12 protein-coding genes are annotated in these 14,994 nt (G+C 67.9%); 6 read left to right on the top strand and 6 right to left on the bottom strand.

Annotation, left to right across the window (positions count from 1 at the left end; translation table 11 throughout):
* The first annotated feature begins 74 nt into the window (after positions 1 to 74).
* The 5 genes from katG (at position 75) to AC13CR_RS12495 (ending at position 8,175) form a co-directional block, all read left to right on the top strand.
* Positions 75 to 2,291 carry a catalase/peroxidase HPI gene (gene katG / locus AC13CR_RS12515; protein ID WP_292978519.1) on the top strand — a complete coding sequence of 739 codons (2,217 nt, stop codon included), beginning with the start codon at positions 75 to 77 and terminating at the stop codon, positions 2,289 to 2,291.
* Positions 2,292 to 2,439: 148 nt separating this feature from the next.
* The gene (locus AC13CR_RS12510; protein WP_482900840.1) at positions 2,440 to 4,527 is read left to right on the top strand and encodes a TonB-dependent siderophore receptor; all 2,088 of its coding nucleotides are present in this window, start codon (positions 2,440 to 2,442) and stop codon (positions 4,525 to 4,527) included.
* Between the two features lie 56 nt (positions 4,528 to 4,583).
* A complete protein-coding gene (locus AC13CR_RS12505; RefSeq protein WP_293766960.1) occupies positions 4,584 to 5,441 on the top strand; it encodes an iron-siderophore ABC transporter substrate-binding protein in 858 nt (285 codons plus the stop codon).
* Complete coding sequence (gene fhuB, locus AC13CR_RS12500; protein ID WP_446233099.1) at positions 5,438 to 7,411, top strand: Fe(3+)-hydroxamate ABC transporter permease FhuB; 1,974 nt, start codon at positions 5,438 to 5,440, stop codon at positions 7,409 to 7,411. Before AC13CR_RS12505 ends, fhuB begins: the two co-directional genes overlap by 4 nt.
* The gene (locus AC13CR_RS12495; RefSeq protein WP_446236657.1) at positions 7,408 to 8,175 is read left to right on the top strand and encodes an ABC transporter ATP-binding protein; all 768 of its coding nucleotides are present in this window, start codon (positions 7,408 to 7,410) and stop codon (positions 8,173 to 8,175) included. Before fhuB ends, AC13CR_RS12495 begins: the two co-directional genes overlap by 4 nt.
* A gap of 43 nt (positions 8,176 to 8,218) precedes the next feature.
* Here the strand turns inward: AC13CR_RS12495 and AC13CR_RS12490 are convergent, their stop codons facing one another.
* Together AC13CR_RS12490 and AC13CR_RS12485 are read right to left on the bottom strand one after the other, a co-directional pair.
* Positions 8,219 to 9,190 carry a siderophore-interacting protein gene (locus AC13CR_RS12490; protein WP_292956299.1) on the bottom strand — a complete coding sequence of 324 codons (972 nt, stop codon included), beginning with the start codon at positions 9,188 to 9,190 and terminating at the stop codon, positions 8,219 to 8,221.
* 148 nt (positions 9,191 to 9,338) lie between these two features.
* Complete coding sequence (locus AC13CR_RS12485) at positions 9,339 to 10,562, bottom strand: aminotransferase class V-fold PLP-dependent enzyme (RefSeq protein ID WP_446236658.1); 1,224 nt, start codon at positions 10,560 to 10,562, stop codon at positions 9,339 to 9,341.
* Between the two features lie 70 nt (positions 10,563 to 10,632).
* On the opposite strand from AC13CR_RS12485, the gene AC13CR_RS12480 reads away from it, so the two are divergent.
* Positions 10,633 to 11,430 carry an IclR family transcriptional regulator gene (locus AC13CR_RS12480; RefSeq protein WP_292956305.1) on the top strand — a complete coding sequence of 266 codons (798 nt, stop codon included), beginning with the start codon at positions 10,633 to 10,635 and terminating at the stop codon, positions 11,428 to 11,430.
* On the opposite strand, the gene AC13CR_RS12475 is transcribed toward AC13CR_RS12480, so the two are convergent.
* From AC13CR_RS12475 to AC13CR_RS12460, 4 genes are read right to left on the bottom strand one after another with little or no spacing between them, the layout of a single operon-like run.
* The gene (locus AC13CR_RS12475) at positions 11,421 to 11,912 is read right to left on the bottom strand and encodes a RidA family protein (protein ID WP_292956308.1); all 492 of its coding nucleotides are present in this window, start codon (positions 11,910 to 11,912) and stop codon (positions 11,421 to 11,423) included. The two genes, AC13CR_RS12480 and AC13CR_RS12475, sit on opposite strands and share 10 nt — an antisense overlap.
* Positions 11,881 to 12,864, bottom strand: coding sequence for an ABC transporter ATP-binding protein (locus tag AC13CR_RS12470; protein ID WP_292956311.1), 984 nt, complete (start codon positions 12,862 to 12,864; stop codon positions 11,881 to 11,883). The genes AC13CR_RS12475 and AC13CR_RS12470 overlap by 32 nt, the downstream gene beginning before the upstream one ends.
* Entirely contained in the window at positions 12,861 to 13,865 is a 1,005-nt protein-coding gene (locus AC13CR_RS12465) for an ABC transporter ATP-binding protein (protein WP_292956314.1), read from the bottom strand. Before AC13CR_RS12465 ends, AC13CR_RS12470 begins: the two co-directional genes overlap by 4 nt.
* Before the next feature lie 4 nt (positions 13,866 to 13,869).
* Positions 13,870 to 14,994: an amidohydrolase/deacetylase family metallohydrolase gene (locus AC13CR_RS12460; RefSeq protein ID WP_292956317.1), complete on the bottom strand. Its 1,125-nt coding sequence runs from the start codon at positions 14,992 to 14,994 to the stop codon at positions 13,870 to 13,872.

The following is a 14,994-nucleotide window of genomic DNA, read 5'->3' as shown; positions in this document are numbered from 1 at the left end:
ACGATTTTGTTAGCATCGGTGCCGAAAAGCGGGGGCGCGATCGGCGCGCATCCCAAAGATTCCAGGAGGCGATCATGGATGGAAAAGACATGGAAAGCGGCGGCTGCCCGGTGATGCACGGCGGCAGCGCCCTCAACACCTTTTTCGGCGGACGGTCCAATCGTGAGTGGTGGCCGAACCAGCTGAACCTGAAGATCCTGCACCAGAACACGCCGCTGGGCAATCCGATGGGCGGGGATTTCGACTACAAGGCCGAATTCCAGAAGCTGGACATCGACGCGGTGAAGAACGATCTGTTCGCACTGATGACCGACAGCAAGGATTGGTGGCCTGCGGATTACGGCCATTACGGTCCCTTCTTCATCCGCATGGCATGGCACAGCGCCGGCACCTATCGTTCCGGCGACGGACGGGGCGGATCGTCGTCAGGCTCGCAGCGTTTCGCGCCGCTGAATTCCTGGCCCGACAACGCCAATCTGGACAAGGCGCGGCGCCTGTTGTGGCCGGTGAAACAGAAATACGGCGACGCGCTGTCCTGGGCCGACCTGCTGATTCTGGCGGGCAATTGCGCCATCGAATCGATGGGCGGCAAGGTCTTCGGCTTCGGCGGCGGCCGCGAGGACATCTGGGAACCCGAGGAAGACATCTACTGGGGCACCGAAGAGGAATGGCTGGCGACCAGCGACAAGCCCGGCAGCCGCTATTCGGGCGACCGCGTGCTGGAAAACCCGCTGGCCGCCGTGCAGATGGGCCTGATCTACGTCAATCCCGAAGGGCCGGACGGCAAACCCGATCCGGTTGCCTCTGGCCGCGACATCCGCGAGACATTCGCGCGCATGGGCATGAATGACGAGGAAACCGTGGCCCTGACCGCGGGCGGCCACACCTTTGGCAAATGCCACGGCGCGGGCGACGCGGCGCTGGTCGGCGCCGAACCCGAGGGCGAGGATATCGCCGCCCAGGGCCTGGGCTGGATCAGCCGCCACGAAAGCGGCCGGGGCGGCCATACCATCACCTCGGGGATCGAGGGGGCGTGGACGCCGAACCCGACGCAATGGGACAACGGCTATTTCGACATGCTGTTCGGCTATGAATGGGAACTGACCAAAAGCCCCGCCGGCGCGCATCAATGGGCCCCCGTGGGCGTGGACCAGGATCACATGGCCCCGGCGGCCGAGGATTCCGGCCGCAAGGTCAAGACGATGATGACCACCGCCGACATGGCGATGCGGATGGACCCGATCTATGAACCGATCTCGCGCCGGTTCCATGAAAATCCCGATCAGCTGCGCGAGGCTTTCGCGCGGGCCTGGTTCAAGTTGACGCATCGCGACATGGGCCCCAAGGCGCGCTATCTGGGCAAGGATGTCCCGGCCGAGGATCTGCTGTGGCAGGATCCGATCCCGGCCTGCGATCATCCTGTGGTCGATGCGGCCGACATCGCCGCGCTGAAGGATCAGATCCTCGGCTCGGGCCTGTCGGTGCCGGAACTGGTGCAGACCGCCTGGGCCTCGGCCGCGACCTTCCGCGGTTCGGACAAGCGCGGCGGGGCCAATGGCGCGCGGATCCGGCTGGCGCCGATGAAGGACTGGGAGGTGAACCAGCCCGAACGGCTGTCCCGCGTCCTGTCGGTGCTGGAAGGCATCCGGGCCGATTTCAATGGCAAGGCCACCGGCGGCAAGCGAATCTCGCTGGCCGACCTGATCGTGCTGGGCGGATCCGCCGCGATCGAGAAGGCCGCGGGCGGCGGCATCGAGGTGCCGTTCACGCCGGGCCGGATGGATGCCAGCGCCGAACAGACCGATGCCGAGGGACTGGAGGTGCTGGAGCCCGAGGCCGACGGTTTCCGCAACTACCTGAAGGCCGATTACAGCGTGCCCACCGAAAAGCTGCTGGTGGACCGGGCGCAATTGTTGACCCTGACCGCGCCGGAAATGACCGTGCTGGTCGGCGGCCTGCGGGTTCTGGGCAACAATCACGGCCAGTCCAGCCACGGCGTCTTCACCGACGCGCCCGGCACGCTGACGAACGATTTCTTCGTCAACCTGCTGGATATGGGGACCGAGTGGAAGGCCGTCGAAGGCTCGGCCGAATTGTTCGAGGGCAGCGACCGGGCGACGGGCGAAAAGAAGTGGACCGCGACCCGCGCCGATCTGGTCTTCGGCTCGAACTCGCAGCTTCGGGCCCTGTCCGAGGTCTATGCCTGCGACGGGAACAAACAGAAATTCCTGCGTGATTTCGTCCGCGCCTGGACGAAGGTGATGAACGCGGACCGCTTCGATCTGGCCTGATCGCAGCTTCCGGCATCGCGACGAACGGGCCGGCGGCAGAAACTACTGCCGCCGGCCTTATTCCGACAAATACAGTCGGGAACCATTGACAATAGCCAAGTTTTTTTGTCAACATCCTGTCGGACAGTGATTTTTACGGCAGGCAGACATGATTTCCCGATTCAGCATCCTTCCGATCGCCAGCGTCAGCGTTCTTGCGCTGTCGGCGGCTTTCGCCACCGCGCAGCAGGGCGAAGCTCCGGTCGTTCTGGACACGATCACGCTGACCGCAACGACCGGCGCGACCAGCGCCGCCGAGGGTTATGTCAGCGACTATTCGCAAGCCGCAACCAAATCGGACACGCCCATAGCCGAGATGCAGCAATCGGTTTCGGTCGTCACCTCCGATCAGATCACGGATCAGGGCGCGCGGAACCTGGGCCAGGCGCTTGGCTACACGGCCGGCGTTTTGGCGGAACCCTTTGGCGTCGATCCACGCTTCGACACCCCTTATATCCGCGGCTTCAGGGCCGATAACGCTCAATATATCAACGGCCTGCGTCAGGGTCGCTATTTCGGGGCGATCGGGCAGGAATTGTACGGGGTGCAGCAGATCGAGGTTCTGCGCGGCCCGTCATCATCGCTTTACGGGGCCGGATCGCCGCTGGGCGTGATCAATCTGGTCCAGAAACGGGCGCAGGATGGCGATTTCGGCGAGGCCGGGATCGGCTATGGCAGCACCGGCAGCGCGCAGGCGTTCTTCGACATGAACCGCGCCCCGTCCGACGCCCTGTCCTGGCGTCTGACGGGCATCCGCCGGGACGACAGCACCCAGATCGAGGATCTGACCGACAGGGGCGGCTATCTGGCCGGGGCGATGCGCTGGCGACCCGATGACGGCACCACCATCGACCTGATGGCGAACTATACCAGGGATGCGCCGATGTCGCCGACGGGTGTGCCCTTTGCGCTGACCCGGACGGGCGACGGCGATTCCTTGCGCGATCTGTATACCGGCCAGAAAGACTGGGACGACAGCGACCGCACCGCCGCCAGCGTCAGCCTGGAACTGAGCCACGAACTGGACGGCGGCTGGACGCTGAGCCAGGGATTCCGCTATGAGAAACTGGATTGGGATTATCGCAGCACCTACGCGATCGCCGTCACCGGCGAGGACAGGTTCAGCCGCGGCTCCAGCCGGCAGAGCGAGGACAGCGAGACGATCAGCCTCGACACCCGTCTGGCCGGCGAGGTCACGACCGGGCAGGCCGTCCACCGGCTGCTGTTCGGCGCCGATATCCGTCAATACGACGCCTATGAAAGCAGCCAGTTCGGCACCGCGACCGACCTGAACTGGCGCGATCCCGATTATAATGCCGGGGGCCGCAATTTCTTCGGTCAGCCCAATGCCGGGCCCTCGCTGCTGCGTCAGGCGGGCCTTTATGCGCAGGACGAGATCGAATACGGCAACTGGCGCGGATCGCTGGGTTTGCGCTACGATTGGGTGGAACAGACCGGTGAACGCTACGGAAGCGCCGCGGACTACAAGGACAACCAGTTCACCGGCCGCCTGGGTCTGGCCTATGTCATGGCCAATGGCGTCACGCCCTATGTCAGTTATGCGACCTCGTTCGATCCGCAGGCCGGCCAGGATATCGACGGCAATGCCCTGCGCCCGACCGAGGGAAAGCAATGGGAACTGGGGGTGAAATTCCGGCCCACCGCGTTCGATGGGCTGATGACCGCCGCGCTCTACGACCTGCGCCAGACGAATGTGAACCGTTCGGTCCTGGAGGGCGGCATCAGCGGCCTGCGCCAGATCGGCGAGGTGGCATCGCGCGGGTTCGAGATCGAGGCCACGGCCGAGATCGCCGAAGGTTGGAAACTGCGCGGCGGCTATGCCTATAACGAAACCGAACAGGTCGCGCCCTCGGGCGATCCGCTGGACGGAAACGAACTGGCCGATGCGCCCAACCATCTTGCAAGCCTGTGGATCGACCGGGAATTCGGCAACGGCCTGCGGCTGGGCGGCGGGGTCCGCTATATCGGCGAACGCTACATCGATGCGGCCAATTCCGCCGAACTGGACAGTGTGACGCTGATCGATCTGGCCGCAGGCTATACCGCCGACAATGTCGAGATGTCGCTGAACCTGACCAACCTGACCGACGAGGTCTATGTCAGCGCCTGCGGATTTTCCTATTGCTCGTATGGCGAAGGACGCGCTGTCAGCGCCAGGGTCGCCTACACGTGGTGACGGGACGGGCCGCGTTCCGGACCGAACGTCGCGCCGTCCTGACCGCCGCCGGCCTGATGGTGGCGGCGCTGCCCCTGCGCGTGACCGCCGCAGCGGCTGCAGCCGCCCCCGCGCAACGTCTGGCCGCGATCGACTGGGCGATGTTGGAAACCGCCATTGCCATCGGCCACATGCCGGTCGCCGCGAGCGAATTGCTGCGCTTTCGTGCCGATGCGGTGACGCCCGCCGTGCCGCGGGACGTGACCGATCTGGGCCTGCGCGGCTCGCCCAATTTCGAATTGCTGCAATTGTCGCGCCCCGACCTGATCCTGACCTCGCCCTTCTACACCCGCTACGAGGACAAGCTGCGCCGGATTGCGCCGGTGCTGTCGCTGACCTTCTACAGGCCGGGCGACCCGCCCCTGCCTCGCGCGCTGGCGGCGCTGGACGATCTGGCGCGGGCGATCGGGGATCCGGGCGCCGGGCGGCGTGCCCGGACCCGCGCCGAAGCCGCGCTGGACGGCGTGGCGACCGGGCTTGCCGCCTTTCGGGACAGGCCGGTGGCGCTGATCGAGATCGGCGATGCGCGCCATGTCCGGGCCTTCGGCCCCGACAGCCTGTTCGGCAGCACGCTGACCCGGCTGGGCCTGGAAAACGCTTGGTCCGCCAAGACCCGGTTCAGCTTTCTCGCGCCCGTCCCGATGGAACGCCTGGCTGCGATGCCCGAGGCGCGGCTGGTCATCGTCGGCAATGTCCCGGTCGAGGCCCGACGCGACCTGTCGCGCAGCGTTCTGTGGCAGGCGCTGCCGCCGGTCCGCGAGAACCGCTTGTATCGGCTGGAACGGGTCAATGCGTTCGGCGGCGCGCCTGCGGCCCTGCGCTTTGCGGAACTGTTGGCCGCAGCCTTCCAGACCGGACCGCGCCGCGCCACATGACCCGTGACCTGCCCCTTCTTCTGCTGTCGCTGGCGGCCTCGGCGCTGATGTGGCTGACTGCGGCTCGCGGCCTGTTGCCCATGCAGGCCTGGCCGGCGCCGCCGTTCCGGCCTGAGGCGATGAGCCTGCCCCAGATCCTGCTGGCCTTCGGGCTGATGCCGCGCGGAATCATCGCCCTGCTGGCGGGGGCGGCACTTGGCCTGTCGGGGGCAATCCTTCAGGCGGTGCTGCGCAACCCGGTTGCGGATCCGACGACTCTGGGTCTCTCGGCCGGGGCGCAGCTGGCGCTGGTTCTGGCGACGATCCTGTGGCCGGGATTGTTGTCGCATGGCCGGTGGCCGGTGGCGCTGAGCGGGGCGGGACTGGCCGCGGCGCTGGTTCTGGGCATCGGCGCGCGGCGCGGTTTCGCCCCGGTGACGATGGTGGTCGCCGGCCTGCTGGTCGGGATGACCGCCGCCGCGATCGCCACGGCGGTGACGCTGGCGCGGGGACATTACCTTTTGTCGCTGGTGATCTGGAATGGCGGCGCGCTGGCGCAACAGGATTGGTCGGGCGTGCGCGCGCTGGCGGCCGTCGTTGCCCTGGGCGGGATCGGCGCGGCGCTGCTGGTGCGGCCGCTGCGCATGCTGTCGCTGGGGGCGGGCTCTGCCTCGGGTCTGGGCATGAACGTGGCCGGCATGCGTCTGGCCGCGGTCGCGCTGGCGGTCTGGATCGCCGCCAGCGTCTCGGCCGAACTGGGGCTGATCGCCTTCGTGGGCCTTGCGGCGCCCGCGCTTGCGCGCATCCTGGGCGCGCGCGGCATCGCCGGAAATCTTGCCGTGTCGCCGGTGATCGGGGCGGCGCTGCTGTCGCTGTGCGACGGGCTGGTGCTTGGCCTTGCGGCCGCCGGCGGGGCTGAATTGCCGACCGGTGCCGTGACCGGGCTGATCGGGGGGCCGCTGCTGATCTGGCTGCTGCCCCGCCTGCGCGGCACCACGCCGCCGGGAACCGAGACCGCCGAAGGCCCCGCCCCGCGCCGCGCCCGGCCGGCGCGCCTGCTGATCACCCTGGCGATCGGGGCTCTGGCGGCGGCGCTGGCGATGCTGTGGATCGGGCGCGGCCCGCAGGGCTGGCTGCTGCTGGACCCGCAAAGCCTTGCCGCCTTCCTGCCGATGCGCCTGCCGCGCCTGATCGCCGCCGCCTCGGCCGGGGCGGCGCTGGCCATGGCGGGCGCGATCCTGCAACGGCTGACGGCCAATCCGCTGGCCTCGCCCGAGGTGCTGGGCGTGTCGGGCGGCGCCTCGCTGGGCTATGCTGCGGTGGTGTTCGTTGCCGTCGCCCCGACAGCGGCGTTGCTGGGCGCCGGCGCGACGATCGGCGGGGCCGTGGCGCTGGCCCTGGTCGCGGCCTTCACCGCAAGCCGCGACATGCCGCCCGAACGCATCCTGCTGGCGGGAATCGCGATATCGGCGCTGGCGACCGCGGTCCTGTCGGCGATCATGGCCACGGGCGACGCGCGATCCTGGGTCATCCTGGGCTGGCTGGCGGGATCATCCTCGGGCGTGGGCATGCGCGGCGCCCTGGCCCTGAGCCTGGTCGCGGCGGGGATGCTGGCGGCCTGTCTCGGCGTGCGTCGATGGCTGGCGCTGATGCCACTGGGCGGCGAGACGGCGATCGGGCTGGGCCTGCCCTTGCGGCGCGCGCGGTTGTTTCTGATCCTGTTGTCGGGGATCGGCACCGGCGCCGCGACGGTGCTCGTCGGCCCGCTCAGCTTCGTCGGGCTGATGGCGCCGCATCTGGCGCGCCGGCTGGGCCTGGCGCGGCCATCGCATCACGTCACCGGTGCCGCGCTGATCGGGGCCGGCCTGATGCTGGCCGCCGATTTCGGTTCCCGGATGGCGGGCTTTCCCTATGATCTGCCGCTGGGCCTTTTCGCGTCGCTTCTGGGGGCACCCTGGCTGATCTGGCTGATCACGAGGCGTCCGGGATGAGCCTTTTCGCGATCCGCAGACTTGGCGTCGATGTCGCCGGGCGCCGGCTGATAAAAGGGCTGGACGCCGATCTGCCATCGGGGCGGGTGATCGCGCTGATCGGTCACAACGGCTCGGGCAAGTCCACCCTGCTGAAGGCGCTGGCCCGGCAAATGCCCTGCACGGGCCGCGTCAGCTTCGAAGGCCGCGACCTGCGCGACTGGCATCCGCGCGATTATGCCCGCAGGCTGGGCTATCTGCCGCAGACGACCCCGCCGGCCGAAGGGATGCTGGTGCGCGAACTGGTCGCGCTTGGCCGCTATCCGTGGCACGGCGCGCTTGGCCGCATCGGATCGCGCGACCGTCAGGCCATCGCCCTTGCGCTTGCTGAATGCGGGCTGGAGCCGATGGCCGGCCGCCTTGTCGATACGCTGTCGGGGGGCGAGCGGCAGCGGACCTGGCTTGCGATGATGATTGCGCAGCAGGCGGGCACCCTGTTGCTGGACGAGCCCATTTCGGCGCTGGACATCGCCCATCAGGTCGAGGTGCTGTCCCTGGTGCGGCGGATGTGCCACGATCAGGGCCGCAGCGCGGTGATCGTGCTGCACGACGTCAACATGGCGGCCCGGTTCTGCGATCATGTCCTGGCGCTGAAGGGCGGCCGGCTGGTGATGCAGGGCGACCCCGACGCGCTGATGCGACCGGCGATGCTGGCCCGGATCTATGGCCTGGGGATGCAGGTGCTGACCCGCGACGATGGCGCCCGCGTGGCCATTCCCGCCTGATAAATCCGGATGCCGCGCGGTCCCTTGCCATTGCCGGCAAGGCTCAGCCCCAATAGGCCGCGGCCGTGTATCCGGTCTTGTCGAGGCCGCGATCCCGCAACATCCGTCTGGCCGACCGCGCCTCGTTGGCCGGTCCCGCGAACCAGACGTGATCGTTCTGATCCAGAGGCCCCAGAAGGGCCAATGCGCCCAGCAGATCGTCGCTGGCAATCACGCGGCGATCGTTTGCCAGCGGCCCCATATCCTCGGGCGCGCAGCGCAGGACGGCGCGCACCCTGCCGCGCGCCAGAACCAGCATCCGGGCAATGGCCGGCAGGGCCGTCTGGTCGCCGAACAGGAACAGCCGCCGCGCATCGGGACACCAGCCGCCACCGGGACCGGTGATGCCCACCTGCTGGCCCTGGGGTCCGGCCAGCGCCCAATCGCAGGTCGGGCTGTCCGCATGCGCGAACGCGTCGAAATCCAGCCAGTCCTGATCCTGCCCGGTCACGGTATAGACCGGCCTGTGCATCGCATCCGCCCCGTCGGGCCAGATGGTCCGTCCCGAGGCGCCGATCCGTGGCCAGACAGGCGCGCGGCCCGGCGGCGGGATCAGCAGCCGGAAATGCAGGCCGTCCTGGGCAAAGCGTGGCATGTCCGCACCGCGCAGCCGGATCCGCAGAAAGCCGGGGCTGCGCCGCATCACGGACAGCACCCGCACCAGTGAAAGCCCGGGCGCCAGCGCGCCAGTATCGACATGATCCCACGCGACCGCCAACCCGGCCTCGTCGAACAATTCCGAGGCGCTGTCGCGCAGCGTGGCCAGCATCCGTTGATCCGGTGCGGCCAGATCGATGCGCAGGCCGGCGCCCTCGGGCGTCAGGCGCAATTCGCAGTTCCAGAGAAACAGGCACAGCCCCTCATCCGTTTCGACCAGAGGCAGATCCCAGGCGGCGGCCCGCGCCTTCAGTGCGACGGCTGCGGCGCCTGATCTGTGGGCGATCCGTCCCCTTGATCGGTGGCTGCGGTCGAACATGCCTGACCCTTTCCGATGTCGAAACTGGCCGGACGATAAAACGAAGTGATTTACTCAACAATACCCTTTGGCAAGGCCGCGCGGCGGGCGCAGGATCGCGCCGGCTTCGGTTCGTCGCTCAGTCGCAGGGCAGATGGACCGGCGCCGATCAACCTGCCAGCCAGTCCATATAGGCCTGCGTGCCGCCGTTCCGGGCGGCGGCCGCGGCGGCCTTGGCGTCGATCGCGGCCGCCGCCGCGCCATCGCTCAGCCCCGCGACCAGGATATCGCGCACCATCCGGGCCTGACCCTGCATCAGGTTGCAGGGATCCAGCTGGAAATAGCCCTGCTCGACCTCGTGTCCGCGCACGATCAGCGGCGGATCCTGCCGACCCAGGATCTCGGCGAATTGCGCGGCGCTGGCCCCCGCGCGTGCCGGATCGACCCAGACCTGCAACCGCTCCAGCGGGTTTCCGGTAGGGTCGGGAATGCGGACCGGGGTGATGCCCGGTAGACCTTCGATGGCGGTCTTCCACATGTCCAGCGCGCGGGTTTCCTCGGCCCGGATGGCGTCGTGATCGCGTTCCATCCACTGCGCCATCGCCTCGATGGCGCCGGCGATGCTTTCCTTGCCGATCTTCATGCCGCGGCCGATGCCGATATTCTGCAGATAGGCCGCGCGGATCAGATCCCTGCGCCCCGCCACGATCCCCGAGGTCGGCCCGCCCATGAACTTGTGGCCCGAATAGATGGCGATATCGGCACCCCCGGCCAGAAATCCCGTCAGATCATATTCCGAGGCCGCGTCCACGATCACCGGAACGCCCCTGGCATGGCAGATGGCCGCGAATGTCTCCAACGGGATCATCCCGTAATCCACCACATGATGCGACACGACATACAGCGCCGCGGCGCAACCCTCCAGCGCGGCATCCAGCTGGTAATCCTTGGCCAGCGTCGATTGCCCGACGATCCGCGTGGCGCCCCCTGCAAGTGCGATGGCCTGGCTGACCGGCGCGCCATATTCGCACAGATGGCCCATCTGCACCGCGACGCCGTTGCCGGGCCCCGGATCGCCCGGCAGCGCCTCGGCGCGCGCGGGATCCAGCCCGGTGATGCAGCCCGCGACCGCCAGTGTGATCCCGGCGCTGGCCGAGGCGGTCAGGAACCCGGCCTCGGCGCCGGTCAATTGCGCGATCACCTCGGATGCGCGGACCTGCATCTCGTGGATACGGACGAAGCGGGGCATCGCGGCGGCGGTCGCCTCGGCCACCCGGCGGGTGGCGATCGACCCGCCCAGTGACGTCATCGTACCCGACGTGTTGATCACCCGCGCAAAGCCCTGCGCGTCATGCCAAGACCAATCGACGGGGTATCCGGTATTTCCAAGCATGGGAGAGCCTTTCTGCGCTTGAGAAGATTTCCATAATTGCGTAGGTTGCATCAAAACGATGGAAACGACGATGAGCGACGATCCCGGCCCGGCCGACATCCAGACGACGCGGCGCAGCCGGACCAGCGGCATCGACCGTTCGCTTCAGATCCTCGATATCCTGACCGAGCGGCACCAGCCGATGAGCGCCTATGACCTGGCCAGGGCGACGGGCGCGCCGCCCTCGACCGTCTACAAGCTGATCGACGAGTTGACCGAACGGAACATGCTGTCGCGCAGCGCCGATGGCCGCGCCTGGCTGGGGCCGCGCCTGATGCGGTACGGCCTGGCCTACCGCGCCCGCGTCAACGCCTTCAACGAGGCCGAGCGCGCCATGTTCGCGCTGAACGAACGGGTGGCCGAAATGGTCCAGATCTGCGCCCGCGACGAGGGGATGATGCAGGTCGTGGCCATGGCCGAGGGTTCGGGGCCGTTCCGCGTCACCTCGGATGTGGGCACGCGGGTGCCGCTGAACTGGACCGCCTCGGGGCGGCTGCTGATCGGCCATCTGCCCGATGCCGAACGGCTGGCGGTCTTTGCCGAATGTGCGCGTCCTTCCAATACCGGGCTGGCCGAGACCGATCCGGCGATCCTGGCCGACCTGTCCCGGCGCGATTTCCTGGACGGGCTGTCGGTGCAGATCGACACCTCCGAAGATCAGGTGGCCTGCATCGCCGCGCCCGTGCGCGGACAGGACGGCACCTGCCAGCTGACCCTGTCGGTGGTCATGCCCAAGCACCGCGTTCCCGACAAGTTCGACCTTGTGGCCGAGGCCGTGCGCGAGGCGGCGCGATCGGTGGAAAAGGCGCTTGGGCTGCATCACCGCTGATCCGCGACCTCGAAGATCGCCTCGATCTCGACCGGGATGCGGTTGGGCAGCGATCCCACGCCAAAGGCCGACCGGGCATGGATGCCGGTTTCGCCGAACACCTCGGCCAGCAGGTCGGAGGCGCCGTCGATGACGAAGGGATGGCGTTCGAAATCGGAATCGGCATTGACCATGCCCAACAGCTTGACCACGCCGCCCACCCGGTCCAGCGAACCAAGCGCATCGCGCAGCGCCGACAGGATGTTGATCGCGACCAGCCGGGCATGATCACGAGCCTCCTCGGCGCTGATCTCGGCTCCGACCTTGCCGCGGATCAGGCTGCCATCGGCACGGACCGGCCCCTGGCCCGAGACATAGATCATCCCCCCCGAAACCCGGACATTGCGGAATGATCCGATGGGTTTCGGCGCGGCGTCGGGCAGGGTGATCCCGATCCGGACCAGCCGCGTCTCAGGCGTGGTTGGCAGCGACGTGATGTCCATAAAGATCCTCGGCTCTCTTGCAATGGCTCTGGTGATCGGGCGTGACCGGATGCGCCGTGGGCGCGCCCTGGGCGCAGATTTCGGCGGCATGGGGGCACCGGGTGCGGAAGACGCAGCCCGATGGCGGGTTCAGCGGGCTGGGAATATCGCCCTGAAGCGGCGTCCGGCCCCGTGCCGCGCGCGGATCGGGCAGCGGAATGGCCGAATTCAGCGCACGGGTATAGGGATGGGCCGACGCCTTGTGGATCGCGGCGGCGGGGCCGATCTCCATCAGCCGGCCCAGATACAGCACCGCGACCTGATCGCAGAGATAATTCACCACCGACAGGTCATGGGCGATGAAAAGCATCGTAAGGTTCCGCTTCTGCCGCAGATCCAGCAACAGGTTCAGCACCTGCGCCTGGATCGACACGTCCAGCGCCGAGACGCTTTCATCGGCGACGATGAATTCCGGCTCCAGCGCCAGGGCGCGGGCGATGCCGATCCGCTGCCGCTGCCCGCCCGAGAAGGCATGAGGATAGCGGTTCATGTGATCGGCGCTCAGCCCGACCTCCTCCAGCAGCGCGGCCACGCGATCGCGGCGCTCGGCGCGGGTGCCGATGCCATGGGCGCGCAGGCCCTCGGCCACCAGATCGCCCACCTTCAGGCGCGGGTTCAGCGATGACATCGGATCCTGAAAGATGATCTGCATCCGCCGCCGCATGTCGCGCATCTTGGCGTCGGGCAGGGTGGTGATGTCGGTGCCGTCAAAGTGGATCTGCCCGGCCGATGGTTGGACCAGCCGCAGCAGCGTGCGGCCCAGCGTGGTCTTGCCCGAGCCGCTTTCGCCCACCAGCCCGGTGATCGAGCCGCGCGGAATGTCGAAACTGACATCCTCGACCGCGTGAACGATGCCGGACGGCGTGTGGAACCGCCTGGTCAGGTTGCGGATCCGGATCAGCGCGTCGCTCATGCCGGCACCGCCCGTTCCAGAATGCAGGCCGCCAGATGGCCCGGCGCCTTTTCCCGCAGCGCCACCGGCGCGCGGCATTCGGCCCGCGCATGGGGACAGCGCGGCGCGAAGGCGCAGCCTGGCGGCAGGTCGGTCAGCGCCGGCACCGTGCCCGCAATCGGGACCAGCCTTTCGCCAGCGGCCAGCCCCTCGCGCGGGATCGAGTTCAGCAGACCCTGCGAATAGGGATGGCGGGTGTCGTCGAACAGGTCCATCACGCCGGCCTGTTCGACCACCGCGCCCGCATACATGACCGCCACGTCATCGGCCATTTCCGCGACCACACCCATGTCATGGGTGATGAACAGGATCGACATGCCCAGATCCTTCTGCAGCCGCCGCATCAGGTCCAGGATCTGCGCCTGGATGGTCACGTCCAGGGCCGTCGTCGGCTCGTCCGCGATCAGCAGGGCCGGGTTGCAGATCAGGCCCATGGCGATCATCACCCGCTGCCGCATCCCGCCCGACAATTCGTGCGGATAGGCATCGACGCGGGCGGCCGCGCCGGGAATTTCGACCAGTTCCAGCATCTCGATCACCCGCTTGCGGCGCTGCGCCGCCGGCAGGGTCTCGTGCAGGAACAGCATCTCGCCGATCTGGTCGCCGATGGTGAAAAGCGGGTTCAGCGAGGACATCGGCTCCTGGAAGATCATCGAGATGCCGGGGCCGCGCAGCCGCCGGAACCCCGCCGCGTCCAGACCCGCCAGATCGGTCAGCGATCCGTCGCGGCCGCGAAATTCCAGCCGCCCCGACCGCACCCGCCCCGAAGGCGGCAGCAGTCCCATCAGCGCCAGCGAGGTGAGCGACTTGCCCGATCCGCTTTCGCCCACCAGCGCCAGCGTCCGGCCCCGTTCAAGGCTGAAGCTGACATCGCGCAGCGCGGTCACGGCGGCGCGGCCGCGCCCGAAACTGACGCCAAGGTTCTGAACCGACAGGATCGTGTCGCTGCTGGCATCGCTCATGGTTCTAGCCCTCTGGCGGCAGGCGGCGCGCGGCGGGTTGCGCGTCGCAGCCCAGCACGGTCATGCGCGGCTCGAACATCCGTTCCATCACCATGTGGTTGCCCTGGCTGTCCATCGCGTCGACCCGGCTGTCCTCCAGATCGAAGACGGTGAAATCGGCCCGCGTCCCCGGCGCCAGGCCGTCGCGCCCCGACAGGCCCAGGAAGCCGCGCGGGGCCTGGGTCACGGCGCGGATGCATTCGTCGAAGGGCAGGCCCACCGCCAGCAACTTGGCGATGGTCGTGGCCATGTCATGGACCGGTCTGGCCATCGAATGGGCGTGCAGATCGGTCGAGATCGAGAACGGCCGCAGCCCGTCGGCCATCGATTCCCGCGCGGTCCTGAAGTTGAATGACGCGCCGCCATGCCCGATATCCATCAGGATGCCGCGTTCGGCCAGATCCTGCGCCATCCGGAACAGCGCCTCCGTGTCGCGGATCGAGCCTGCGGGCTTGCCGTTGAAGCAATGGGTCACGATATCGCCGGGCGTCAGGATCGCGAACACCTCGTCGATCAGCGGGGGCGGCTCGCCGACATGGACCATCAGCGGCAGGTTGGTCATCTCGGCCACCCGCTTGGCGATCCTGGCGGGGGTGATGCCCCAACTTCCCACGATCACGCCCGAGGCGCGCACCTTGATGCCGCAGATCACGTCGCGATTGGCCTCGATCACCGCCAGCGTCCGGTCGATGTCGATGGACCGCCAGTCGATCAGCTCGGGCACCCGATTGCAGGCCACCAGCCCGATCGAGCCGATGTTCAGGAACGCCTTGATCGTCTCGCTGGCCGGCTCGATCACATATTCGCGCAACCCGTGAAAGCTGGCCTCGCCTGCCGAACCGGCATCGGCCATCGCCGTCACGCCGGTGGGCCGCCCGGCATCGGAGGCGCGGATCGAGATATCGGTGCCGCCATGCCACACATGGACATGCAGGTCGCACCAGCCGGGCGACAGCCAGGCGCCCTTCAGGTCCAGCACCTTTGCGCCGCCCACGGGGGCACTGGCGACAAGGCCGTCATCACCCACGAAGATCTCGTCCGGGGCGGCGTCGAAGCCGGTGGCGCGGAAATTGGTCAGTTTCAGGGCCAA

Source organism: Paracoccus sp. L-17, from assembly GCF_056857655.1.
The sequence above is the reverse complement of the archived record's forward strand: the minus strand, read 5'-3'. Positions and strand labels throughout refer to the sequence as shown.